Raw genomic sequence first — 21,070 nt, forward strand, 5'->3', positions numbered from 1 at the left:
GGCTCACAGCGGGATGTTGTCGTGCTTCTTCCAAGGGTTGGACAGCTTCTTGGAACGCAGGGCGGCGAAGGCCCGGCAGACCCTCCGGCGGGTCGAGCGGGGTTGGATCACCTCGTCGATGAAGCCGCGCTCGGCCGCCACGAAGGGATTGGCGAAGCGGTCCTCGTACTCCTTCGTGCGTGCGGCGATCTTGTCGGTGTCGCCCAGCTCGGAGCGGTAGAGGATCTCGGCCGCCCCCTTGGCTCCCATGACCGCGATCTCGGCGGTGGGCCAGGCGTAGTTGAAGTCGCCACGCAGGTGCTTGGAGGCCATGACGTCGTAGGCGCCGCCGTAGGCCTTGCGAGTGATGACGGTGACCTTCGGTACCGTCGCTTCGCCGTAGGCAAAGAGCAGTTTCGCGCCGTGCTTGATGACGCCGCCCAACTCCTGACCCGTTCCCGGCAGGAAGCCCGGCACGTCCACGAAGGTCAGGATCGGGATCTCGAAGGCGTCGCAGAAGCGCACGAAGCGGGCCGCCTTGCGCGAGCTGTCGATGTCCAGGCATCCGGCGAGCACCATGGGTTGGTTGGCCACGACGCCGACCGTCTGTCCCTCCAGCCGGACGAAGCCGGTGATGATGTTCTTCGCGAAGTCTTCCTGGATTTCGTAGAAATCGCCCTCGTCGGCGACCTTCCAGATCAACTCCTTCATGTCGTAGGGCATGTTGGCGTTGTCCGGGATCAGGGTGTCGAGGCTCTCCTCCACCCGCTCGACCTCGTCGAAGAAGGGTCGGACGGGGGGCTTCTCGCGGTTCGACAACGGCAGGAAGTCCACCAGCCGCCGGACCTCGGCCATCGCCTCCACGTCGTTCTCGAAGGCGCCGTCGGCGACGGACGACTTGCGGGTGTGGGTCAGCGCGCCGCCCAGTTCCTCGGCCGTGACATGTTCGTTGGTCACGGTCTTCACCACGTCGGGGCCGGTGACGAACATGTAGGACGAGTCCTTCACCATGAAGATGAAGTCGGTCATCGCGGGGGAGTATACCGCGCCGCCCGCGCAGGGCCCCATGATGACGCTGATCTGCGGGACCACGCCCGAGGCCATGATGTTGCGCTGGAAGACTTCGGCATAGCCCGCGAGGGAGGCCACGCCTTCCTGGATGCGCGCACCTCCGGAATCGTTGATGCCGATCACCGGAGCGCCATTCTGCATCGCCATGTCCATGATCTTGCAGATCTTCTCGGCGTGCGTCTCGGACAGCGAGCCGCCGAAGACGGTGAAGTCCTGGCTGAAGACGTAGACCATGCGACCGTTGATCGTGCCCCAACCGGTGATCACGCCGTCGCCGGCGGGCCGCTGCGACTCCATCCCGAAGTCCGTGCAGCGGTGCGCCTTGAACATGTCGAACTCCTCGAAGGAGCCCTCGTCGAGCAGCAGCTCGACCCGTTCGCGTGCGGTGAGCTTGCCCTTGGAATGCTGGGCCGCGATCCGCCGCTCTCCGCCGCCGAGGCGCGCGTCGGCCCGGCGCCGCTCGAGTTCCTGCAGGATGTCCTTCATGGCGCCCCCCTTTCGTTCCGCAATAGGCCAACCGGCGTGCCGATTGAAGCGGGAAGCGGAATATTTGCAAACCACGCCATTCGCCCGCCATCGTTTTTGCAAAGCAGCAAACAGCCCTCCACTTTGTGCACCAGAGCACATGGACCGTGACGCTCCAATCGCTAGATAGGCTCCATGACCACAATGCCCGCGATCCGATTTCTCGACCGGAGCACTCCGCCCCACGTCCTGACGCTCATCCTGATCGCCGGGATCTCGGCGCTCAACATGTCGATCTTCCTGCCGTCCCTCTCGGGGATGGCCGACTATTTCGACGTGGACTACGCTGTCATGCAGCTTGCGGTCTCGGGCTACCTGGCGACCACCGCCGTTCTGCAGATCATGATCGGACCGATCTCCGACCGGTACGGGCGCCGCCCCGTCATGGCTGGCGCGCTGATGATCTTCATCGTGGCAACCATCGGGGCGCTGCTGGCTCCGACCGCCGGGGTCTTCCTGCTCTTCCGGATGCTTCAGGGCGCGGTCGTGACCGGCATCGTTCTGGCCCGCGCCATTGTCCGGGACATGGTTCCGCAGGAGCAGGCCGCATCGATGATCGGCTACGTGACGATGGGCATGGCGCTCGTGCCAATGGTCGGCCCGATGATCGGCGGTGCGCTCGACCAGGCCTTCGATTGGCACGCGACCTTCATCTTCCTGGCCCTGGCGGGGGGCGGAGTTCTGGCCCTCGTACTGGCGGACCAGGGCGAGACCATCGAGGGAGACGGCACCGGCTTCCGCGACCAGTTCCGGACCTACCCCGAGCTCCTGCGGAGCCCGCGCTTCTGGGGCTACACCTTCTGCATGGCCTTCGCCTCGGGCGCCTTCTTCGCCTACCTGGGCGGCGCCTCCTTCGTGGCGCAGGACGTCTTTGGCCTCTCGCCGGTCCTGACCGGTCTCGCGCTCGGCGCGCCGGCCATCGGATACGCTCTCGGCAATGGGATTTCCGGCCGCTTCTCCGTCGCTCTCGGGATCAACCGGATGATCCTGATCGGGGTGGGCGTGGCGACCGCCGGGTTGTTCCTCTCGCTCGTCCTCGTCATCGCGGGCCTCTCGGGGGCCTTCGTCTTCTTCGCCTTCTGCACCTTCCTTGGCTTCGGCAACGGCATGACGCTGCCCAACGCAACGGCAGGCGTCCTCTCGGTCCGCCCGCACCTCGCCGGGACGGCGAGCGGGCTTTCGGGCGCCTTCATGATCGGCGGGGGCGCCGTGCTCTCGGCGATCGCGGCGGCCATGCTGACACCGGAGACCGGTGCGCGGGTGCTGCTGTCGATCATGCTGGCCTCGACCGTGCTGTCGGGCGTCGCGATCCTTGGCGTGATGCGGCGGGAGCGAAAGCTGAGCCTCTAGACTTGAGCCACTGGTTAGCTTTGGCTAACCCTGCATCGCAAAGCTGCAAAGGCGGGCGATGGCGGTTCAGAAACTCTATGCCGGGGCGAAGCTGAGGGAGTTCCGGGGACGGCTCTCGCTGACCCAGAAGGCCTTTGCCGAGAAGCTCGGCGTCTCCCTGCCCTACCTGAACCAGATGGAGAACAACAACCGGCCGGTCTCCACGGCTGTGGTCCTCTCGCTGGCGCAGGAGTTCGGCTTCGACGTGACCGAGCTTACGAGCGGGGACGAGGCGCGGTTGATCTCCGACATGCGGGAGGCGCTGGCCGATCCGGTCTTCACCGGCCCCGCGCCCGCGCTCGCCGATCTCCGGCTGGTGGCCTCCAACGCGCCGGGGCTGATGCGGGCCTTCCTCGACCTGCACAAGGCCTACCGGCAGGGCCACGAACGCCTGGCCTCCCTCGATGCGGCGCTCGGGCGGGAAGACGCGCGCGTGAGCCCCTCCCCCTGGGAAGAGGTGCGCGACTTCTTCCACTACTGCGACAACTACATCGACGCAGTGGACCGGGCCGCCGAGCGCCTCGCCACGCGCGGGCGGCAGGCGGGCCGAAGCCCGGCCCAGGCGGGTCACGACCTGCTGGAGCGCCGGTCCATCCGCGTGGCCGAGAGCGCCGACGGGCCGGTGAGGGCCTTCGATCCGGACAGCCGGACGCTCTATCTGTCGTCGCGCGCGCCCGCCGCGACGGGGGACTTCCAGCTGCTCGTGCAGGTGGCGCTGCTCACGCAGGGCGACCTGATCGACGCGACGCTCGATCTCGCGCGGTTCCAGACGCCCGAGAGCCGGGCCATCGCCCGCGTGGGGCTCGCCAATTACTTCGCGGGGGCCGCCCTCCTGCCCTACACCGACATCCTCGAGGCGGCGCAGCAGGAGCGCCACGATCTCGAACGTCTCGCGGTCCGCTTCGGCGCGAGCCTCGAGCAGGTCGCGCACCGGCTCTCGACCCTCCAGCGGCCGGGCGCGAAGGGGCTGCCGTTCTTCTTCGTCAGGGTCGACCAGGCCGGAACGATCACCAAGCGGCACTCGGCGACCTCGCTGCAGTTCGCCCGTTTCGGCGGCGCCTGCCCGCTCTGGAACGTCCACCGCGCCTTCGAGACGCCGGGCCGCTGGCTGCGCCAGCTCGCCGAGACCCCCGACGGCGCGCGCTACCTCTGCCTCGCCCGCGAGATCGCCAAACCGGGCGACGCCTGGCGCGCGCCCGTCCGCCGCTATGCCATCGGCCTGGGATGCGAGGTCCGCCACGCGGGCGACCTCGTCTATGCCGACGATCTCGACACGGCCAACGCCGCGGCCTTCGAGCCCATCGGCATCTCCTGCCGGATCTGCGAGCGGAAGGACTGCCACCAGCGCTCGGTCCCGCCTCTGGAACGGCGTCTCTCGGTAGACCCGGACCGCCGCGACGGCCTGCCCTATCGGGTCGAGTGATCGGGATTGCACCTGCCCGCGGCTTCCCCGATAGTCCGCCGCGCAGTCAAGGAGACCGACGCATGGAGCTTTCCGGCACCCGCACCATCGACGCCGACCGGCAGACGGTCTGGGAACACCTCAATGACCCGGAGGTCCTCAAGGCCTGCGTGCCCGGCTGCGAGGAGCTGACCGGCTCCGCCGAGGAGGGCTTTCAGGCGGTGGTCAAGCAGAAGGTCGGCCCGGTCAAGGCGACCTTCAAGGGCCAGGTCCGGATCGAGGACGCCAATCCGCCCGTCAGCTACAAGCTGGTCGGCGAGGGCAAGGGCGGCGTCGCCGGCTTCGCCAAGGGCTCGGCCATCGTGACGCTCCAGGAGGTCCCCGAGGGGACCGAGCTGGTCTACGACGTCGAGTCCCAGGTGGGCGGCAAGCTCGCCCAGCTCGGCAACCGGGTGGTCGGCGGCTTCGCAAAGAAGATGGCCGAGGAGTTCTTCGAGCGCTTCCAGGCCCAGGTCGAGGGCCCCTCCGAGCCCGCCGAAGAGGGCTGACCTGCGGCGGGCGTCCAAATTTGGACGCCCGGGCAAACCCTTGACAAACCTAGGAAACCTCTCCGACCCGGCCCGGCGCGCGCGGACCGGCCTTCGCCGCGAGCAGGGCCGCGATCTCGTCCTTGAGACGCATCCGCTCCTTGCGCAGCTCGGTCATGTGCTCGTCCGACACCGGCTCGACGTCGGTTTCGGCCCGGTGCACCTCGCGGTTCACCGCGTGATAGCGATCCGCGAGCTGCGCGAAATGCGGATCGGTGGCGCGCAGCGCGCGGATGTCGTCCTCGCGACCGGGGAAATCGTCGGTCAGCTCGTGCGGGGTGTTGGACATGTCTGTCTCCTGCTCCTCGTGATGGCCGCAGGATCACCCGGGCCGCCGCGCAGCGCCTTGATCGGGATCAAGTTTCAGCGCCGCGCCCGACGCCAGCCGGCCGCACGCGCCTCGGCCTCGGAGCAGAACCACCGCTCGCCCCGGGCCGGGTCGATCCGGGTCTCCGCGTAGTAAGTGTCCTGCGGCATGTGATAGATGCGTCCGTTGTTCGACACGTTGCCCTTGATCCGGCAGTCCCCCGCGGGAGCTGGGCCTTCGCTCTCCCCCGCTCTCCGGAAGGCTGCCGGCGAGGTCACCTCGTAGCCCCAGAGGCCGAGCGCCGCCACCGCGGCCCGCTTCTCCGCCAGGTCGTAGTCCATCGAGTAGCGCCTGTACGCGAAGGCGAGCCCGTTTCCCACGAGCCAGGCGCCGAGGTCCCGTTCCCCCGTCGCGCAGCGGGCGACGGCGCGGCCGTACCGGTCGGTATCCAGCTGCCGGCAGCTGACCGCCCCGTCGCCGATGCGCTCCCCGAGACGCGAAGCGACCCAGCGCCCGCAGGCCCAGTCCGCCCCCGAGGCGCTGCCGCAGGTCTGGTCGATCTCCGGAGCATCGATCCCGTGCAGCCGGACCGTGGTCCCGCCCACCTCGAGGGTATCGCCGTCGACCACCCGCGCGGGGCCCGCGATCTGGGCCGTGGCCGAACCGGACGCGAGGACGAGAGCGAGACAAAAGGCGAGGGATTTCATGCACCGATTGTGCCCCGGCCCTCGCCGTGGCCGCAAGCCGGACCGGGCGTCAGTAGCCCTTGGGCTCGTGCACCCCGGGGGTGACCCGCCGCCGCGCCCGCTGCTCTCGCCAGGTGATGAAGGTGACCGAGCCGACGATGATCGTCCCCCCCAGGACGACCCAGCCATCTACCGGCTCACCGAAGACGGCGGCACCCAGGATCATCGCCCAGACCAGCTGCAGGAAGGTGACCGGCTGCGTCACCGTGAGCGGCGCCGCGGCGAAGGCCCGCGTCATGCAGTAATGCGCGGTCGTGGCGAAGGCCGCGACGGCGAAGAGCCAGGCGACTTCCACCGGCGTGGGCCAGACCCAGACCGCCAGGGCGAAGGGTCCGAGTCCGATGGTGACGGTGATCGACAGCATGGCGACGACCACGGAGGCCGGCACGTCGTCGGACAGCCGCTTGGCCTGCAGGTAGCCCGCGGCGAAGAAGATCGCCGTGCCGATCATCGCGAAATGCCCCGGATCGAGCGCGCGGAACCCCGGCCGCAGGATGATGAACGCCCCGAGCAGCGCCGCGCCCACGGCAGCGAGACGGCGCGGCGGCAACGGCTCGCCCAGGAGCAGCGCCGCGCCCACGGTCACGTAGACCGGGTTCATGTAGTTCATCGCCGTGACCTCGGCGATCGTGATCCGGGTCATGGCGTAGAACCACAGCATCACGCCGAGGGTATGCGCCGCGCCGCGCCCGGCGAAGAGCCGCAGCTGGCGCCGGGTGAATTCGTGCCGCCGCAGGGTGCCCAGGACCGGCAGCAGGAAGACGAGGCCGAGCAGGAAGCGGATGAAGGCGGATTCCGCCGCCGGGATCCGCCCGCCGAGGTGCTTCACGATGGCGGTGACGGCGACGAAGTTGATGCCCGTCGCGGCCATCCAGGCGATCCCCGCCAGCGGCGACCGCTCGTGCGCGCTCACCTGCAGAGATCCACGAAGCGGGCGAGGATGCGCTCGGGCACCGTCACCTCGGCCGCCCGGCACATGGCGATGAGGTCTCCCGCCTCGGAGGGGTCGAAGTAGCCGCGGTCCTTGTAGATGCGGATCCGGGTTTCGAAACCCGCCGCATCGGCCTCCGGGTGGAACTGGGTGGCATAGACGTTCCGGCCTGCGCGGATCATCTGGTAGGGACAGGCTTCCCCCTCCAGCAGGTGCGCGACGCCGGAAGGCAGCGCCTGTGCCGCCTCCTTGTGGCCCACGAAGACGTCGAAGCGCTCCGGCAACCCGGCCAGCAGCGGATCCTCGGCCCCGGCCTCGGTGACCCGGCAGGGCACCGCGCCCACCGGCTCGCCGTACCGGTCCTTGGAGACGTCGCCGCCCAGGGCATGCACCAGGATGCCGATGCCGTAGCAGCAGCCGAGGAAGGGGATGTCGCGCTCCAGGATCGCGGGCATGAGGGAGAGGCAATCCGCCTCGATCCGCGCCTCGAGCGGCCGCTTGGCCTCCGGCGGATCGCTCACGCAGCCCGGCCCGCCGCCGACGATGACGCCCGCGTAGTCGCCGGGATCGAGGTCGGCGGGCAACGGATCCTGGTCGAGCCGGATCCGGTGCACCTCGTCGCGGAGGAGCCCGCCCTTGCCCAGGATCGCCGCGAACTCCTCGTCGGCGGCCTCGGCCTCGGGACGGAGCTGCAGGATCAGAAAGCGGGCCATGTCCGGGACTTACTCCCGGGCGCGGGGGATGACCAGATTCCCGCTCCCTCTTCTGGGCGAAAATATTCCCGGGGGGCCGCGGCGCAGCCGCGGCGGGGGCAGCGCCCCCTCCCCGGCCCGCCCCGGCAGGGCGCGGCCCGCGGGACGGCGGGCGGGGCGTCTTCGCAGAAGAGCGCCGTCCCGCCGGCCTAGGCGGCGGCCTGCGCGGCGAGACCGCGGATCCGCTCGATCATCGCGCGCAGCCCGTTGGAGCGCTGTGCAGAGAGGTGATCGTTGAGGCCGAGCCGGCCGAACTCGGCCCGGGCGTCGACCTCGCCCACCTCGCGGACCGAGAGCCCGTCGTAGAGCGCGCGCAGGACGGCGATCAGGCCGCGCACGATCATCGCGTCGCTGTCGCCGCGGAAGCGGAAGGTGGCCCCCGGGCCCTCGCCCTCGATGCGGGGCACGAGCCAGACCTGGCTGGCGCAGCCCTCGACCTTGGTCGCGGGGACTCGCAGCGCCTCCTCGAGCGGCTCCATGGCGCGGCCGAGCTCGATCACGTGGCGGTAGCGCTCTTCCCAGTCGTCGAGAAACTCGAAGGTCTCGGCGATCTCCTCGAAGGCTTCCTGGGCCATGTCCGCTCCTCTTTGCCGTTCCGGGGGACTTATGCGCCGTGCGCCGCCCCGTCCAGTGAAAGGCTTTCCCCTTTTCCGGCGATCGGCTAGCAAGTTCGGGGACGAACGACGGACGGACAGACCATGCGCCTCGCCACTCTCACGCTCTGCGCGGGCCTCGCCCTTTCGGGCTGCGGCCAGACCGGCTCTCTCGGATCACTGGGGTCGCTCGGCTCGATCAACCCCTTCGGCTCTCTGGGCGCCCGGACGCAGGCCCCCGCCAACGCCCCCCGGCGTCCGCTGATCACCGCGGAGCAGCGTCAGAGCGTGGTCGAGGCGCGGCCGCTGGTGGCGCAGGTCACCGGGGTCCGGTTCGAGCCCTCGGCGACCGGCGCGGTGGTGAGCGCCGCCGGCGTGGCCCCCTCAGCAGGCGCCTTCAACGCACAGCTCACGCGGGAAGGCTACGAGAACGGAACGCTGGTCCTGGCATTCCGGGCCGAGCTCCCCTCGGACGCGCGGATCGGCCAGCGTCCGATTACCGCGGCCGTGCACCTGGATGCCGAGGATCTCGCCGCGATCCGGGCGGTCCGCGTCGTGGGCCAGGGCAATGCCCTGACCGCGCGCTACTGACTCAGAGTTCGATCAGGATCACGTCTGAACCCTTGGCGGCGAGCGCGATCTCGCCATTCACGAGCTTCAGCGCGTCGGCCCCGAAGACCTCCTTGCGCCAGCCTTTCAGGGCGGGAAGATCGCGATGGCCGGCGGCGATTTCGTCGAGTTCGGAGGCGGTCGCGATGAGCTTCTGCGCCACGCCCTCGCCCTCGGCCTTGGCCTTGAGCAGCACCCGCAGCAGGTCGGCCAGGGCGGGGTTCACGGTCATCTTCTCGCGCGAGCGGTCGGGCTGCGGCAGGTCGGCGGTATCGGCCTCCTTGCCCGCGGCGACCGCGGCCAGAATGCCCTCGGCGATCTCTCCCTTGCGGGCCTCGCGCAGCAGCAGGCGCGAGCGGCCGAGATCCTGGACGGTGGCGGGCTTGGTGGAGGCGAGTTCGACCAGCGCGTCGTCCTTGAAGACGCGGTTGCGCGGCACGTTCTTCCGCTGGGCATAGGCCTCGCGGAACTTCGCGAGCTCGCGGACCATGCCGAGGAACTTGGCGGAGTTGGTGCGGGTGCGCACGCGCTGCCAGGCGTTGTCGGGGTCGACGCGGTAGGTCCCCGGGTCCTTCAGCACCGCCATCTCCTCGGCCAGCCACTTGGTGCGGCCGGACTTGTCGAGTTGGGCCTTCAGCTCCTCGTAGATCACCCTCAGGTGCGTGACGTCGGCGAGCGCGTAGCGCTGCTGCGCGTCCGAGAGCGGGCGGCGGGACCAGTCGGTGAAGCGCGAGGACTTGTCGAGGGACTGCTTGGCGATCTTGCGCACCAGCGTCTCGTAGCCGACCTGCTCGCCGAAGCCGCAGACCATCGCGGCGACCTGCGTGTCGAAGAGCGGCTCGGGGATGACGTCGCCCTCGATGCAGAAGATCTCCAGATCCTGCCGCGCCGCGTGGAAGACCTTCACCACGCCATGGTCACGGAAGAGATCGTAGAGCGGCGCGAGATCCATTTCCGACCCCTCGATGGGGTCCACGAGCACGGCGTCCGTCTCTCCATCGCCCGGATAGGCGAGCTGAACGAGGCAGAGGAGCGGGTAGTAGGTCCGTTCGCGCAGGAACTCCGTGTCGACCGTGACATAGGGGGCGCGGGCCGCAGCCTCGCAGAAGCTCTTGAGCTCCTCGGTCGTGGTGATCGTGCGCATGTAGTCTCCGTCTCGCAGGGCCTTGTCTCCGGCGGCCCCTCTCCTATCGGAGCCGCCGAGGAAAGCAAAGACGGGTCAGTCGCCCTCGATCTCGACCGGCGTGCGGTCGCCCGCCGCGAACCGGGCGAGCACGGCCGGGTAGAGCCGATGCTCGAGGCGCAGGACGCGGGACGCAAGCGTTTCGGGCGTGTCTTCCGCCCGGACCGCGAGCCGCGCCTGCCCGAGGATGGGCCCCTGGTCGAGTTCCGACGTGACCTCGTGGACGGTGCAGCCGTGGTGACTGTCGCCCGATGCGAGCGCGCGGGCGTGCGTGTCGAGCCCGGGATAGAGCGGCAGCAGAGAGGGGTGGATGTTGAGCATCCGCCCCTGCCAGCGCGCGACGAAGCGCGGCGTCAGGATGCGCATGAAACCCGCGAGGCAGACGAGGTCGGCCCGCGCCTCGGTCAACCGGGCATGGATCTCGTCCTCGAACTTCTCGCGACCGGCGAAGTCGCGGTGATCGACGACGGCGGTCGGCACGCCCCTTTCGGCGGCACGGGCGAGGCCGCCCGCCTCGGGGCGGTTCGAGAGGACCAGCGCAGGCGTCGCAGGATGGTGACCGGTCATCGAGTCCACGAGCGCGACCATGTTCGAGCCGCCGCCCGAGATCAGGACGGCCGTCCGCATCAGGCCAGTGCGCCGGTGTAGCTGACGCCTTCGCCGGAGGTGACCACGCCGATCCGGTGCACGGTCTCGCCCGCCTCCGTCAGCAGGGCGGCCAGCGCCTCCGCCCGGTCGGCGGCGACCACGGCGACCATGCCGATCCCGGCGTTGAACGTCTTGAGCAGGTCCGCCTGGTCCAGTCCTCCGGCCTCCGAGAGCCAGCGGAAGACTGGCGGCAGGTCCCAGGCGCCGAGGTCGATGTGCGCGCCCAGCCCCTCCGGGAGGACACGCGGCAGGTTCTCGGTCAGCCCGCCGCCTGTGATGTGGGCCAGGGCATGGACGCCTCCGGCCCGGACGGCGGCAAGCGTAGGTTTCACGTAGAGCCGGGTCGGCGCGAGCAATGCCGCGCCGAGCGTACCGTCGGCGAAGGGCGCAGGGGCGTCCCAGGCCAGGCCCGCACGTTCGACCACCTTGCGCACGAGGGAATAGCCGTTGGAATGCACGCCGTCCGAAGCGAGGCCCAGCAGCACGTCGCCCTCTGCGACGCCCGCGGGCAGTGCCCCGCCCCGCTCCATCGCGCCCACGGCGAAGCCCGCGAGGTCGAAGTCCCCTGCCGGGTACATCCCCGGCATTTCGGCCGTCTCGCCGCCGATCAGCGCGCAGCCCGAGCGGCGGCAGCCTTCCGCAATGCCCTCGACCACCCGCGCGGCCGACTCGACCTCGAGCTTGCCGGTGGCGAAGTAGTCGAGGAAGAAGAGCGGCTCGGCGCCCTGGCAGACCAGGTCGTTGACGCACATCGCCACGAGGTCGATGCCCACGCCAGAGACCTCTCCCGTGTCGATGGCGATGCGCAGCTTGGTCCCCACCCCGTCGGTCGCGGCCACGAGAACCGGATCGGTGTAGCCCGCCTCCTTGAGATCGAAGAGCGCCCCGAAGCCGCCGAGCCCCGCCATGGTCCCGGGCCGCTCGGTCGATTTCGCCGCGGGCTTGATCCGCTCGACGAGGGCGTTGCCCGCGTCGATGTCCACGCCAGCTGCCGCGTAGCTCAGGCCGTTCCTGTTCGTCATGTCGCTCGTCCCCTGCGGCGCGCCTCGCCGGGGCGATACAAGAAGCGCCGCGACAGGGCAACGCGCCACCCGCGCCTTAACGGAGCCGCAATCCCTTGGTGTTCTGCTGAACCGGGCCGCCCCTCACGGCGTTACCCAGTCGAAGGAGACCCTGATCATGATCCGCCTCGGCCTTGTCCTCGCCCTCTTCCCCCTCGCCTCCGTCGCGGACGGCCCGACGACCGCGTCCTATGCTCCGCCGGTGGCCGAAGGGATGCCGATGGACGGCGGCTGGTCAGAGCCCGATCCGGCCATGCTTCAGCCCATGACTCCGGCCGATCTCCGCGCCATGGTGGAACAGGACGGCGATCCGGAAACGCTGACCGCCGACGAGGCCGCGATGCTGGAGCTTCTCGGCCAATTGCTCGGCGCGAGCCCTCTCGAACAGCAGGAGCCTTGACCGGCCCCGGCGCTCTGCTAGGCAGGGTGCGCGGTCGGGCCTGTAGCTCAATGGTTAGAGCAGGGCGCTCATAACGCCTTGGTTGGGGGTTCGAGTCCCTCCGGGCCTACCGCGCGATCCTCAGTTCAGCCCGCAACCCTCCAAGATCCTCGCTCTCCCCCAGCAGCAAGCCGCCGCCATGGGCGCGCGCCACGTCGGAGACGATGGAGAGGCCGAGCCCGACGCCGGAGCCCCTGTCCTGGTTGCGCGAGGGATCGAGCCGCACGAAGGGACGCATCGCCTCTTCGCGCCGGTCCGGGGGTATCCCCGGGCCATCGTCCTCGACGGCGATGCGCAGGAACCGCTCTCCGAACCGGACGGACACCCGGGCGCGGGTGCCGTAGCGCAGGGCATTGCCCAGCAGGTTGTCGAGCGAGCGCCGCAGGGCCAGCGGCCGGAGGCGAAGCCGCGTCGCCTCGCCCGTGACGGGCCCCATTTCCACGTCGCGGCCGGATCGGCCCGCGTCCTCGACCGCAGCCCGCACGATGTCCAGCGGATCGACCTCCTCCACCTCGTCCTCGGCATCCGCCCGGGCGAAATCGAGGAAGGTGTCGAGGAGGTGCTGCATCTCGTCCACGTCCGCCAGGAGGGGTTCCGCCTCCTCTTCGTCGAGCATCGAGAGCCCGAGCCGCAGCCGGGTGAGCGGTGTCCGGAGATCGTGGCTGACGCCCGAGAGCATCATGGTCCGCGTCTGGGTCTGCCTCTCGATGCGTCCGCGCATCTCCACGAAAGCCCGTCCCGCGGCGCGCACCTCGGTCGCACCCGACGGCTGGTAGGGCACCGTCCGGCCTTTCCCGAATTCCTCGGCGGCCCGCGCCATTCGGGTGATCGGCCGCAGCTGGTTGCGCAGGTAGACGTAGGCGATCCCGGTCAGCAGGACGCCGAAGACGATCATGACCACGAGCAACTGGTGCGGGTTGGAGGCGGAGACCCTTTCCCGCTCGGTCTCCACGCGCAACGGGCCGTAGGGAGTCTCGAGCCAGACCCGCACCGTCCGGTCGTCGGGAAGCGCGGTGGCGATGAGGCTGGGCACTTCCTGATCGAGCACCTCGAGCACGACGTTTCCGGAAAGATCGTAGAACCGGCGGATCTGTCGCGTGGGGACATCCCTTGCCGGAAGCATGGTATCGAGGTCGAGGGGCGCGCCGATCTCGACGGCCCGCTGCCGGGCCGCGGCCAGGTCGGACGCTTCGGAGACATTGGACACCAGGTAGCGAAGCTCGTAGGCCAGCGCCTGGGTCATCTGGGTGGTGACGTCCTCGAAATGCCGCTGGATGAAGGCCAGCGTCACGATAAGTTGCAGGCCGAAGACCGGAAGCGCCAGGATGAGCGCGGCCCGGCCGTAGAGGCTGCGGGGCATGTATCTCTTGAGCCAGGCGAAGGACATGAGCGCGACGCTACCCTCATCCCCCGCCCAAGGAAACGCACCGCGGCCCGGCATCGCCGAGGAGGTGGCCGAGGGTGTGCTGCGCGTCCTCGCGCCCAATCCCTCGCCGATGACCTTCTGGGGCACCAACAGCTACATCGTCGGTCGACGCGACCTGCTCGTCGTCGACCCGGGGCCGGACCTGGCCGATCACCGCGAAGCCCTGCGCCGCGCCATCGGCGGACGGCCCGTCCGGGCGGTCGTCCTGACCCATGCTCACCGGGACCACGCCGAGCTGGCCGCTCCGCTCGCCCGGGAGCTCGACGTGCCGGTGCTGGCCGGGGGCGCCGCCTCGGATGGCCGCAGCGCCGTCATGTCGCGTCTCGCCGCCGAGGGCCTGTCGGGAGGCGGCGAAGGGGTGATCGCGGGGTTCGTGCCCGACCGGGTCCTTGCCGACGGAGAGGGTCTGGAGGGCGACGGCTGGCGACTCGAGGTGCTGCGCACTCCAGGCCACATGGGCCATCACATCTGCCTGCTCTGTCCGGAGTACGGATTGTCGGGCGATCACGTCATGGGCTGGGCGAGCACGATGATCTCGCCACCCGACGGGGACGTTGCGCAATTTCTCGAGAGCTGCCGGCGACTAAGGGAGCACCCCCCTGCCCTCCTCCTGCCGGGCCACGGCCCGGCGATCGAAGACCCGGTGGCCCGCATCGACCGGCTGGTCCGGCACCGGCGCGACAGGGAAGCGCAGCTCCTCGAAGCCCTCGGCCCGGGAGACACGGTCTCGACCCTGACCGCCCGCCTCTATGCCGAAGTGCCTCCGTCCCTCCACCCCGCCGCCGCGCGCAACGTCTTCGCCCACCTCGCCGACCTCCACGAGCGCGGTCTCGTCACCGCCGAGCCGGGCCTCTCCCCGGAGGCCCGTTTCGCCCCTGCGCGCACCGCCTGATCGGCTTCGAGTTTTCTCGCGCGACCCTCTGGACGCCCCTGCGCACCATTGCTATATCCGCCCCCGTGTTCCGGCGTAGCTCAGCGGTAGAGCAGTTGACTGTTAATCAATTGGTCGTAGGTTCGATCCCTACCGCCGGAGCCAAAATCAAACTTTCTTAGCGAAATCAGGCCATGAGCTCTCAGGGCCTTTTCTCCTCCCGTGCAGTAGCCGCGCGGCCGAGGGTCCTCCGCTCTTCGCTTCATTTTCCCAACAGCCGTCTCGCCTGGGACTGCCCCTGGCAAGCACCGCCCTTCCTATCGATTCCGGCCCAGGAGCCGCTCGGCGATCATGTCGCCGATGGGGAGGGCCGAGGTGGCGGCGGGGGACGGGGCGTTGCAGACGTGGAGGGAGCGGTCGGTGTCGAGGAAGAGGAAATCCCCGGCCATCGTGCCGTCGTCCAGGATGGCCTGCGCGCGGATTCCGGGCTCCATGGGCTGCAGGTCCTCGAGTTCGAGGGAGGGGCAGTAGCGGCGGCATTCGGCGAGGTAGCGGCGCTTGAAGAGGGTGTTGCGCAATTCGTTGAAGCCGGGGCGGATATTGCCGGCGATGGATTTCCAGAAGCCCGGGAAGCTCAGGGTGTCGCGCAGGTCGCGGAGATCGAGTGAGCCCTTCGGGTACCCCTCTCGGGCGAGGCCCAGGACGGCGTTGGGGCCAACGGTCACCGAGCCGTCGATCATAGGCGTCAGGTGGGTGCCGAGGAAGGGCAGGCCCGGCTCGGGCACCGGGTAGATCATCGCGTGGACCACGTCGTTGAGCCGGGGCGCGAGGCGGTAGTACTCGCCGCGGAAAGGCACGATGCGATGCGCGATCTGCAGTCCCGCAAGCCGGGCGATGCGGTCAGACTGCAGGCCGGCGCAGGCGACGAGGCGCCCGGCGCGGAAAGTCTCTCCACCGCCTCGAAGCTCGACGGCATCCCCGGTGTCCCGGATCGCCTCGACGGGCGTGCCGAGCCGGATCTCGGCGCCCTGCCCTTCCAACTCGCGGGCCAGCGCCTCCAGCACGGCCCCGTAATCGACGATGGCAGAGGCCGGCACGAAGAGGGCCGCAAGCCCCGCAACGTTGGGCTCGCGTTCGGCGATGCCCGCGGGGTCGAGGCGCTCAACATCGATCCCGTTCTCCCCCGCCCGGGTCTGCAGGGCGTCGAGTCGGGGGACCTCGTCCGGCCGTGTGGCGACGATCAGCTTGCCGCGGTTTTCGAAGGGGATGCCGTGCTCGGTGCAGAACTCCTTGGTTCGCGCCGAGCCTTCGCGGCAAAGCTGCGCCTTGAGGCTGCCCGGCGGGTAGTAGATGCCGGAATGGATGACGCCGGAGTTGCGGCCGGTCTGGTGGCGGCCGAGGGCACCCTCCTTCTCGAGCAGCAGCAACGAAGCGCCGGGCCTGCGCGCCAGAAGGGCCCGGGCGGTGGCAAGACCCACGATGCCGCCGCCGATGACGCAGAAGTCGTAGGTCATGGCGCAGAGGCCATCCGATCAGGCCCCGTCGCCCGGGCCCAGCAATCCGTGCATGAGCGACAGGAAGCGGGAGACCTCGGCGACCGTGTTGTAGTGGCAGAAGGAGACCCGGACGCAGGAGGACTGGCCGAGGGGGTCGAGGATGTTGCCGGAGTAGTGGTCTGCCTTGCGGGTATGCGTGCGCACGCCCTCGGCGTTGAGGGCGGAGACGATCTCTTCGGCGGGAATGCTATCGGTCCAGAAGGAGACGAGACCCTCGCGGGCCGCGTTCTCGACGCCGCCCACGATGTTGACGCCGGGCATCTCCGATAGTCCGGGCTGGTTGCCGGTTCCGTAGAGGGCGGCGTCGGTCAGGGCCTTTTCCTGCGCGTGGATGGCGCGCCCTGCCGCGAGGATGCGGGAGCGGCGGTCTGTCTCCCCGGAGACCTCTCCGCCCAGCCAGTCGAAGTAACCGACGACATCGGAGAAGGTGGCGTAGGCCCCCGTGTCGCGGGTTCCGAATTCCCAGCTCTCGGGCGGGCCGCCGGCGAGACGCTCGTGGTCCAGCGCCTTGAAGCGGTCTGAGACCCAGGCGACGCCGTAACCGTGGCGGGAGAAGACCTTGTAGGGCGAGACGACGTATCCATCGACGTCGTAGGCGTCGATGTCGATGCCGCCGTGGCAGGCGTGCTGGATGCCGTCCACGATGACGAAGGCCTCCGGCGCGACGGCCCGGACCTCGCGCACGATGCCGGCCACGTCCATCGCCATGCCCGTCACCGGCGAGGTGTGCAGGATCGTGACGACGGAGGTGTCGGGCGTGATCGCGCGGGCGTAGTCCTCGGGCCGGACGAGCCCGGCCGCGTCGTCGTGCGGCACGGTCTGGTACTCCCGTCCCAGCACGCCGGACCAGTGCCGGGCGGCGCTGCGGGTCGCGGGATGCTCGACGGTCGAGCCGAGAACTCGGCCGGGCATTGCGGTCACCGCGGTGCGGATCAGGCGGAAGAGGAGCTCGGTGCCGCTCTCGCCCACGAAGAACTGGCCCGAGGAGGCGCCGAAGAAGTCGCCCATGTCGGACTTGGCCTTGGCGATGATGCGGACGAGTTCATGGGCCGTGGCATTGTCCCGGCCCTGGTTGTCCGGAATCGCCGCGAAAAAGGTGCTGGTCTCGACGACGGACTTGAGTGTGAGCGCGCCGCCCGCGTTCTCGAAGAAGATGCGGGGGCCCGCGATCGGGCAGCTCTCCACGTGCGCGAACCTGTTGCGCACCTCGCCGATCAGGTCTTCGGTCATCGTCGGCTCAGTCATCGCATCCCTCTTTCTGGCTCCCGGGTTGCATGCCGCCTCGGGCCGCGGCTGACAACCGTTTCCTGACTTTGAAGGCGCGCGCCGGCGAATCTTGTGTTGGACCCGCGCCCTGCTAGGCTCGGGCCGTACTGATATCTGGGAGGATACACATGAACACGATGAAAGCACTCGCCGCCGTCGCCGCTCTCGCGGCCGGGCCGGCCGTGGCGCAGACGCAACTGTCGATCGCGACCGGCGGCACCGGAGGTGTCTATTACCCGATGGGCGGCGGTCTCGCCGAGGTGATCAACCAGAACGTCGAGGGCTATGCCGCGACCGCCGAGGTCACCGGCGCATCGGTCGAGAACATGGGCCTCGTCGCCACCGGCGATGCCGACCTCGCCATCGGCCTCGCCGACACCGTGCAGCAGGCCTACGCCGGCACCGGCCGCTTCGACGGCCAGCAGCTGGAGATGATCCGGGGCGTCGCGTCGCTCTACGCGAACATGGTGCAGATCGTGACGCTCGCCGACTCCGGCATCGAGTCGCTGGAGGACCTCGAGGGCATGCGTGTCTCCGTGGGCGCGCCGGGCTCCGGCACCGAGGTCAACGCGCAGACCATCCTCGAAGCCAACGGCATGTCCTTCGACGACTTCACCGCCGAGCGGCTGAACTTCAACGAGACCGCTGACGCGCTCAACAACGGCGACATCGACGCCGGTTTCTGGAGCGTGGGCGCGCCTACCTCGTCGATCCTCAACCTCGCGACCACGAACGACATCGCGATGATTTCGCTGACGGAAGAGCAGATCGCCGCGGCGCAGGAAGCCTCCGACGTCTTCACCGCGCTGTCGCTCTCCGCCGATACCTACGAGGGGCTCGAGGAGGACGTCTCGACCATCGGCGTGCCGAACGTCCTGGTGGCGTCGTCCGAGATGGACGAGGAGACGGTCTACCAGATCACCAAGGCCATGTTCGAGAACATCGCCGATCTGCAGGCCGTGCACCCGGCGGCGAACGAGACGACGATCGAGTTCACCATGGCGGCGACCCCGGTGCCGCTGCATCCCGGCGCGATCCGCTATTACGAGGAAGCAGGCGCCGACATTCCGGACGCTCTCCGGCCGTGAGGCGGAGCACTTCGGCAGGAGGGCTTCTGGCCCTCCTGCTTCTCGCGTCGGCGGCCCACCCGGCCGAGCTCGTCGCGAGGCTGGACGACGGACGCCGGATCGCCGCGCTGCCCGTGGCCGAGGGAGGCGAGTGGTGCGTTCTCTGGCGGCACTCCGTCCAGGGCTTTGAAGTCCAGGACTGCTACGAAAACCGAGAGGGGCGCATGGTCCTTGTCCGCTCGCACCAGCCGGACTTCGCCGCCGGACTGGGCCACATCGTCGGGCGCGGGCGGCAGGTTTCTGACGGGCGTGGCGGATACTGGATCGTCGATCTGGACGAGCCGGTGCCCGGCAACGCCTATGTCCTGCGCCCTGGCGGACCGGAGGTCGATCACCGGCTGAGAGCTGGCGACCGCGAAGTCTCGCTGACCGATCTCGCGGCCCATGACCGGGTGACGCTCTCGCTGGAGGAGACCGAGTGACCGAGGTGAGCCAGATCTCGATGCCCCGCCCTACCTTGCTGCTGAAGGTCACGGCGGCCGTCGGCATCTCGCTGTCTCTCTTCCAGCTCTACGCCGCGGGGATCCAGCCGCTCGGCCTCTTCTTCCAGAGGCCCATCCACCTCGGCTTCATCCTCGTCCTCTGCTTCCTCATCTACCCCGTTACCCGCGACAAGCCGCGAGGCGTGCTGGGCTGGGCCATCGACGGGCCGCTCATCCTGTGCGGAATTCTCGTCGGCTACTGGGTGCCCGCGAACATCGACGCCATCGCGAACGCCATCATTCCACGGGACCAGGATATCTGGGTCGGCATCATCACGACGCTGGTGGTCCTCGAAGCCTCGCGCCGGGCGATCGGGCTGCCGATGACGATCATCGGCCTGGTGTTTATCGCCTATGCCTTCGCCGGGAACCGGGGCGAGCTGCCGTTTCTGGCCGACTTCATGCCCGGTATCCTCAATCACAGGGGCTATTCGCTGGAGCGCCTCGCGAGCCAGCTGACACTGGGCGCCGAGGGGATCTACGGCATCCCGCTCGGGGTCGCCGCGACTTTCATCTTCATCTTCGTACTCTTCGGCGCCTTCCTGGAGGTGACCGGAGCGGGCAAGTTCTTCATCGATCTCGCCTACGCCACCACTGGCCGCCAGCGCGGCGGGCCCGCGAAGGCCGCCGTCATCGCCTCCGCGGGGATGGGCTCGATCAGCGGCAGCGCCATCGCCAACGTCGTGACCACGGGCGCCTTCACCATCCCCCTGATGAAGAAGCTCGGCTACCGTCCCGCCCAGGCCGGCGGGGTCGAGGCCGCGGCCTCCACGGGCGGGCAGATCATGCCGCCGCTCATGGGCGCGGGGGCCTTCCTCATCAGCGAGTTCACGCGGACGCCCTACATCGATATCGTCCTGGTCTCGATCTTTCCCGCGATCCTCTATTTCGGCGCGGTCTACCTGCTCGTGCACATCGCCGCCGTGAAGCAGGGGCTGACGGGCATGCCCTCTTCCGAGCTGCCGCGGGTGCGGGACGTGCTCATGGAGGGCTGGCATTTCCTCCTGCCGCTGGTCGCGCTCGTGGCCCTGCTTATCATCGGTTACTCGCCCATGCGGGTGGGCTTCTACGCGATTCTTGCCGTGGCCGCCTCGGCGGTGCTCCGGTCTCTTCTGCACTACTTGGCGAACGGGCCGACGCTCGCGGGCGGGATCGCGCTCTGCAAGGCGGGGTTCATGAAGACGCTGGATGCGCTCGAACTCGGCGCCCGGAATGCCGTGGCCGTCTCCGTCGCCTGCGCGGTCGCGGGCATCATCGTCGGCGTGGTCGGGCTCACGGGACTCGGGCTGAAATTCTCGGCCATGATGCTGGCCTTCTCCGGCGGCAACCTGCTCCTCGCACTTATCCTGGTGGTCATCGCCAGCCTCATACTCGGGATGGGCCTGCCCGTGACGGCGGCCTACATCGTCCTCATCATCCTCGTCGGACCGGCGCTGACGGAGGAGTTCGGCGTTCCTCTCCTGATCGCCCACCTCGTCGTCTTCTGGTGGAGCCAGGACTCCAACGTCACGCCTCCCGTGGCCCTTGCCGGCTTCGCGGGCGCGGCCATCGCCGGGGCGAAGCCGATGGAGACCTCCGTCCAGGCCTGGAAGTTCGCGAAGGGCCTCTACCTCATCCCGCTCTTCATGGTGTTCAACGAGCCGATCATCCTGGGCGGCCCCCTGCCCCTCGTGCTCTGGAACGGCCTGCTCGCCGTCCTCGCGCTGACCGCCTTCGCCGCGGCGATCGAGGGGTTCCTCTTCTCGCCGCTGCTGCAGTGGCAGCGGGTCGTCGCCATCCTCGCCGTCGTCGCAGTCTTTTGGCCCGCGATCGCGATCGAAGCGGTGGGCGCCGGGGTCATCCTGCTGCTGCTCGGGTCGAACGCGCTGGCCGCGCGGCGATCTGACGGCGGCCGCCCCTCCGCCGCCACCGAAGGCCCCGCGGCCTGAATCGTATAACCTTATCAATGGCTTGAAGCTGGCACCGAAGGCACCTCTTGCGGGGTTGCCCAATCTTAAGGCAGAGACGATTTGCCGCACCGGCGGGAAACTGCTAGCCTCGATTCGGGAACAGACGAAGCACGGTCGGCACTCAACGCCCGACGATTGAGCCTCGACCTATTGCCGCCCCGGCGGCACGAC

At 69.2% G+C, this 21,070-nt stretch carries 21 protein-coding genes and 2 tRNA genes; 11 read left to right on the top strand and 12 right to left on the bottom strand.

What is annotated here, in order from left to right:
- Positions 1 to 3: 3 nt before the first annotated feature.
- On the bottom strand, positions 4 to 1,536 hold the full coding sequence (locus F3S47_RS01255) for an acyl-CoA carboxylase subunit beta (RefSeq protein WP_150443409.1): 1,533 nt from the start codon (positions 1,534 to 1,536) through the stop codon (positions 4 to 6).
- A 174-nt stretch (positions 1,537 to 1,710) separates the two neighbouring features.
- Here F3S47_RS01255 and F3S47_RS01260 point away from each other — a divergent pair, with 174 nt between their 5' ends.
- The 3 genes from F3S47_RS01260 to F3S47_RS01270 all read left to right on the top strand — a co-directional run bounded on the left by F3S47_RS01260 (position 1,711) and on the right by F3S47_RS01270 (position 4,914).
- Positions 1,711 to 2,925 carry a multidrug effflux MFS transporter gene (locus F3S47_RS01260; RefSeq protein ID WP_150443410.1) on the top strand — a complete coding sequence of 405 codons (1,215 nt, stop codon included), beginning with the start codon at positions 1,711 to 1,713 and terminating at the stop codon, positions 2,923 to 2,925.
- A 58-nt stretch (positions 2,926 to 2,983) separates the two neighbouring features.
- Positions 2,984 to 4,387 (top strand): helix-turn-helix domain-containing protein, encoded by a 1,404-nt coding sequence (locus tag F3S47_RS01265; protein WP_150443411.1) that lies wholly within the window; start codon positions 2,984 to 2,986, stop codon positions 4,385 to 4,387.
- Between the two features lie 62 nt (positions 4,388 to 4,449).
- Entirely contained in the window at positions 4,450 to 4,914 is a 465-nt protein-coding gene (locus F3S47_RS01270; RefSeq protein WP_150443412.1) for a CoxG family protein, read from the top strand.
- Between the two features lie 49 nt (positions 4,915 to 4,963).
- Here the strand turns inward: F3S47_RS01270 and F3S47_RS01275 are convergent, their stop codons facing one another.
- The 5 genes from F3S47_RS01275 to F3S47_RS01295 all read right to left on the bottom strand — a co-directional run bounded on the left by F3S47_RS01275 (position 4,964) and on the right by F3S47_RS01295 (position 8,264).
- On the bottom strand, positions 4,964 to 5,242 hold the full coding sequence (locus tag F3S47_RS01275; protein WP_150443413.1) for a YdcH family protein: 279 nt from the start codon (positions 5,240 to 5,242) through the stop codon (positions 4,964 to 4,966).
- A 74-nt stretch (positions 5,243 to 5,316) separates the two neighbouring features.
- The gene (locus tag F3S47_RS01280; RefSeq protein WP_150443414.1) at positions 5,317 to 5,967 is read right to left on the bottom strand and encodes a thermonuclease family protein; all 651 of its coding nucleotides are present in this window, start codon (positions 5,965 to 5,967) and stop codon (positions 5,317 to 5,319) included.
- Positions 5,968 to 6,016: 49 nt separating this feature from the next.
- The gene (locus tag F3S47_RS01285) at positions 6,017 to 6,919 is read right to left on the bottom strand and encodes a DMT family transporter (protein WP_396279621.1); all 903 of its coding nucleotides are present in this window, start codon (positions 6,917 to 6,919) and stop codon (positions 6,017 to 6,019) included.
- Positions 6,916 to 7,650 (bottom strand): glutamine amidotransferase, encoded by a 735-nt coding sequence (locus F3S47_RS01290; RefSeq protein ID WP_150443415.1) that lies wholly within the window; start codon positions 7,648 to 7,650, stop codon positions 6,916 to 6,918. The genes F3S47_RS01285 and F3S47_RS01290 overlap by 4 nt, the downstream gene beginning before the upstream one ends.
- Before the next feature lie 188 nt (positions 7,651 to 7,838).
- Positions 7,839 to 8,264, bottom strand: a complete 426-nt coding sequence (locus tag F3S47_RS01295; protein ID WP_150443416.1) for a SufE family protein — start codon at positions 8,262 to 8,264, stop codon at positions 7,839 to 7,841.
- A 123-nt stretch (positions 8,265 to 8,387) separates the two neighbouring features.
- On the opposite strand from F3S47_RS01295, the gene F3S47_RS01300 reads away from it, so the two are divergent.
- On the top strand, positions 8,388 to 8,873 hold the full coding sequence (locus F3S47_RS01300) for a hypothetical protein (protein ID WP_150443417.1): 486 nt from the start codon (positions 8,388 to 8,390) through the stop codon (positions 8,871 to 8,873).
- Position 8,874: 1 nt separating this feature from the next.
- On the opposite strand, the gene rnd is transcribed toward F3S47_RS01300, so the two are convergent.
- The 3 genes from rnd to purM form a co-directional block, all read right to left on the bottom strand.
- Positions 8,875 to 10,035: a ribonuclease D gene (rnd, locus tag F3S47_RS01305; RefSeq protein ID WP_150443418.1), complete on the bottom strand. Its 1,161-nt coding sequence runs from the start codon at positions 10,033 to 10,035 to the stop codon at positions 8,875 to 8,877.
- Positions 10,036 to 10,110: 75 nt separating this feature from the next.
- Positions 10,111 to 10,701, bottom strand: coding sequence for a phosphoribosylglycinamide formyltransferase (gene purN / locus F3S47_RS01310; RefSeq protein ID WP_150443419.1), 591 nt, complete (start codon positions 10,699 to 10,701; stop codon positions 10,111 to 10,113).
- The gene (gene purM, locus F3S47_RS01315; protein ID WP_150443420.1) at positions 10,701 to 11,744 is read right to left on the bottom strand and encodes a phosphoribosylformylglycinamidine cyclo-ligase; all 1,044 of its coding nucleotides are present in this window, start codon (positions 11,742 to 11,744) and stop codon (positions 10,701 to 10,703) included. Before purM ends, purN begins: the two co-directional genes overlap by 1 nt.
- A 157-nt stretch (positions 11,745 to 11,901) precedes the next feature.
- On the opposite strand from purM, the gene F3S47_RS01320 reads away from it, so the two are divergent.
- The gene (locus F3S47_RS01320) at positions 11,902 to 12,183 is read left to right on the top strand and encodes a hypothetical protein (RefSeq protein WP_150443421.1); all 282 of its coding nucleotides are present in this window, start codon (positions 11,902 to 11,904) and stop codon (positions 12,181 to 12,183) included.
- Between the two features lie 36 nt (positions 12,184 to 12,219).
- A tRNA-Ile gene (locus F3S47_RS01325) sits at positions 12,220 to 12,292 on the top strand.
- Here F3S47_RS01325 and F3S47_RS01330 read toward each other — a convergent pair.
- A complete protein-coding gene (locus tag F3S47_RS01330; protein WP_150443422.1) occupies positions 12,290 to 13,609 on the bottom strand; it encodes an ATP-binding protein in 1,320 nt (439 codons plus the stop codon). The genes F3S47_RS01325 and F3S47_RS01330 overlap by 3 nt on opposite strands.
- Here F3S47_RS01330 and F3S47_RS01335 point away from each other — a divergent pair.
- A complete protein-coding gene (locus tag F3S47_RS01335; RefSeq protein ID WP_150443423.1) occupies positions 13,608 to 14,540 on the top strand; it encodes an MBL fold metallo-hydrolase in 933 nt (310 codons plus the stop codon). The genes F3S47_RS01330 and F3S47_RS01335 overlap by 2 nt on opposite strands.
- Positions 14,541 to 14,609: 69 nt before the next feature.
- A tRNA-Asn gene (locus F3S47_RS01340) sits at positions 14,610 to 14,684 on the top strand.
- A gap of 152 nt (positions 14,685 to 14,836) precedes the next feature.
- Here F3S47_RS01340 and lhgO read toward each other — a convergent pair.
- Complete coding sequence (gene lhgO / locus F3S47_RS01345) at positions 14,837 to 16,033, bottom strand: L-2-hydroxyglutarate oxidase (RefSeq protein ID WP_150443424.1); 1,197 nt, start codon at positions 16,031 to 16,033, stop codon at positions 14,837 to 14,839.
- 18 nt (positions 16,034 to 16,051) lie between these two features.
- The gene (locus F3S47_RS01350; RefSeq protein ID WP_150443425.1) at positions 16,052 to 17,320 is read right to left on the bottom strand and encodes an aminotransferase class V-fold PLP-dependent enzyme; all 1,269 of its coding nucleotides are present in this window, start codon (positions 17,318 to 17,320) and stop codon (positions 16,052 to 16,054) included.
- A 149-nt stretch (positions 17,321 to 17,469) separates the two neighbouring features.
- Between F3S47_RS01350 and F3S47_RS01355 the strand changes: the two genes are divergently transcribed.
- From F3S47_RS01355 to F3S47_RS01365, 3 genes are read left to right on the top strand one after another with little or no spacing between them, the layout of a single operon-like run.
- On the top strand, positions 17,470 to 18,429 hold the full coding sequence (locus tag F3S47_RS01355) for a TAXI family TRAP transporter solute-binding subunit (RefSeq protein ID WP_150443426.1): 960 nt from the start codon (positions 17,470 to 17,472) through the stop codon (positions 18,427 to 18,429).
- Complete coding sequence (locus tag F3S47_RS01360; RefSeq protein WP_223877675.1) at positions 18,426 to 18,890, top strand: DUF1850 domain-containing protein; 465 nt, start codon at positions 18,426 to 18,428, stop codon at positions 18,888 to 18,890. The genes F3S47_RS01355 and F3S47_RS01360 overlap by 4 nt, the downstream gene beginning before the upstream one ends.
- The gene (locus F3S47_RS01365; RefSeq protein ID WP_223877676.1) at positions 18,887 to 20,878 is read left to right on the top strand and encodes a TRAP transporter permease; all 1,992 of its coding nucleotides are present in this window, start codon (positions 18,887 to 18,889) and stop codon (positions 20,876 to 20,878) included. Before F3S47_RS01360 ends, F3S47_RS01365 begins: the two co-directional genes overlap by 4 nt.
- Positions 20,879 to 21,070 lie beyond the last annotated feature (192 nt).

This window comes from Histidinibacterium aquaticum (genome assembly GCF_008710275.1).
Lineage (GTDB): Bacteria > Pseudomonadota > Alphaproteobacteria > Rhodobacterales > Rhodobacteraceae > Oceanicola > Oceanicola aquaticus.

Bases quoted from the DNA above. Each gene is read 5' to 3' on its own strand.
- F3S47_RS01255 (WP_150443409.1), bottom strand. From the start codon at position 1,536: ATGAAGGACATCCTGCAGGAACTCGAGCGGCGCCGGGCCGACGCGCGC.
- F3S47_RS01260 (WP_150443410.1), top strand. From the start codon at position 1,711: ATGACCACAATGCCCGCGATCCGATTTCTCGACCGGAGCACTCCGCCC.
- F3S47_RS01265 (WP_150443411.1), top strand. From the start codon at position 2,984: ATGGCGGTTCAGAAACTCTATGCCGGGGCGAAGCTGAGGGAGTTCCGG.
- F3S47_RS01270 (WP_150443412.1), top strand. From the start codon at position 4,450: ATGGAGCTTTCCGGCACCCGCACCATCGACGCCGACCGGCAGACGGTC.
- F3S47_RS01275 (WP_150443413.1), bottom strand. From the start codon at position 5,242: ATGTCCAACACCCCGCACGAGCTGACCGACGATTTCCCCGGTCGCGAG.
- F3S47_RS01280 (WP_150443414.1), bottom strand. From the start codon at position 5,967: ATGAAATCCCTCGCCTTTTGTCTCGCTCTCGTCCTCGCGTCCGGTTCG.
- F3S47_RS01290 (WP_150443415.1), bottom strand. From the start codon at position 7,650: ATGGCCCGCTTTCTGATCCTGCAGCTCCGTCCCGAGGCCGAGGCCGCC.
- F3S47_RS01295 (WP_150443416.1), bottom strand. From the start codon at position 8,264: ATGGCCCAGGAAGCCTTCGAGGAGATCGCCGAGACCTTCGAGTTTCTC.
- F3S47_RS01300 (WP_150443417.1), top strand. From the start codon at position 8,388: ATGCGCCTCGCCACTCTCACGCTCTGCGCGGGCCTCGCCCTTTCGGGC.
- rnd (WP_150443418.1), bottom strand. From the start codon at position 10,035: ATGCGCACGATCACCACGACCGAGGAGCTCAAGAGCTTCTGCGAGGCT.
- purN (WP_150443419.1), bottom strand. From the start codon at position 10,701: ATGCGGACGGCCGTCCTGATCTCGGGCGGCGGCTCGAACATGGTCGCG.
- purM (WP_150443420.1), bottom strand. From the start codon at position 11,744: ATGACGAACAGGAACGGCCTGAGCTACGCGGCAGCTGGCGTGGACATC.
- F3S47_RS01320 (WP_150443421.1), top strand. From the start codon at position 11,902: ATGATCCGCCTCGGCCTTGTCCTCGCCCTCTTCCCCCTCGCCTCCGTC.
- F3S47_RS01335 (WP_150443423.1), top strand. From the start codon at position 13,608: ATGAGCGCGACGCTACCCTCATCCCCCGCCCAAGGAAACGCACCGCGG.
- F3S47_RS01330 (WP_150443422.1), bottom strand. From the start codon at position 13,609: ATGTCCTTCGCCTGGCTCAAGAGATACATGCCCCGCAGCCTCTACGGC.
- lhgO (WP_150443424.1), bottom strand. From the start codon at position 16,033: ATGACCTACGACTTCTGCGTCATCGGCGGCGGCATCGTGGGTCTTGCC.
- F3S47_RS01350 (WP_150443425.1), bottom strand. From the start codon at position 17,320: ATGACTGAGCCGACGATGACCGAAGACCTGATCGGCGAGGTGCGCAAC.
- F3S47_RS01355 (WP_150443426.1), top strand. From the start codon at position 17,470: ATGAACACGATGAAAGCACTCGCCGCCGTCGCCGCTCTCGCGGCCGGG.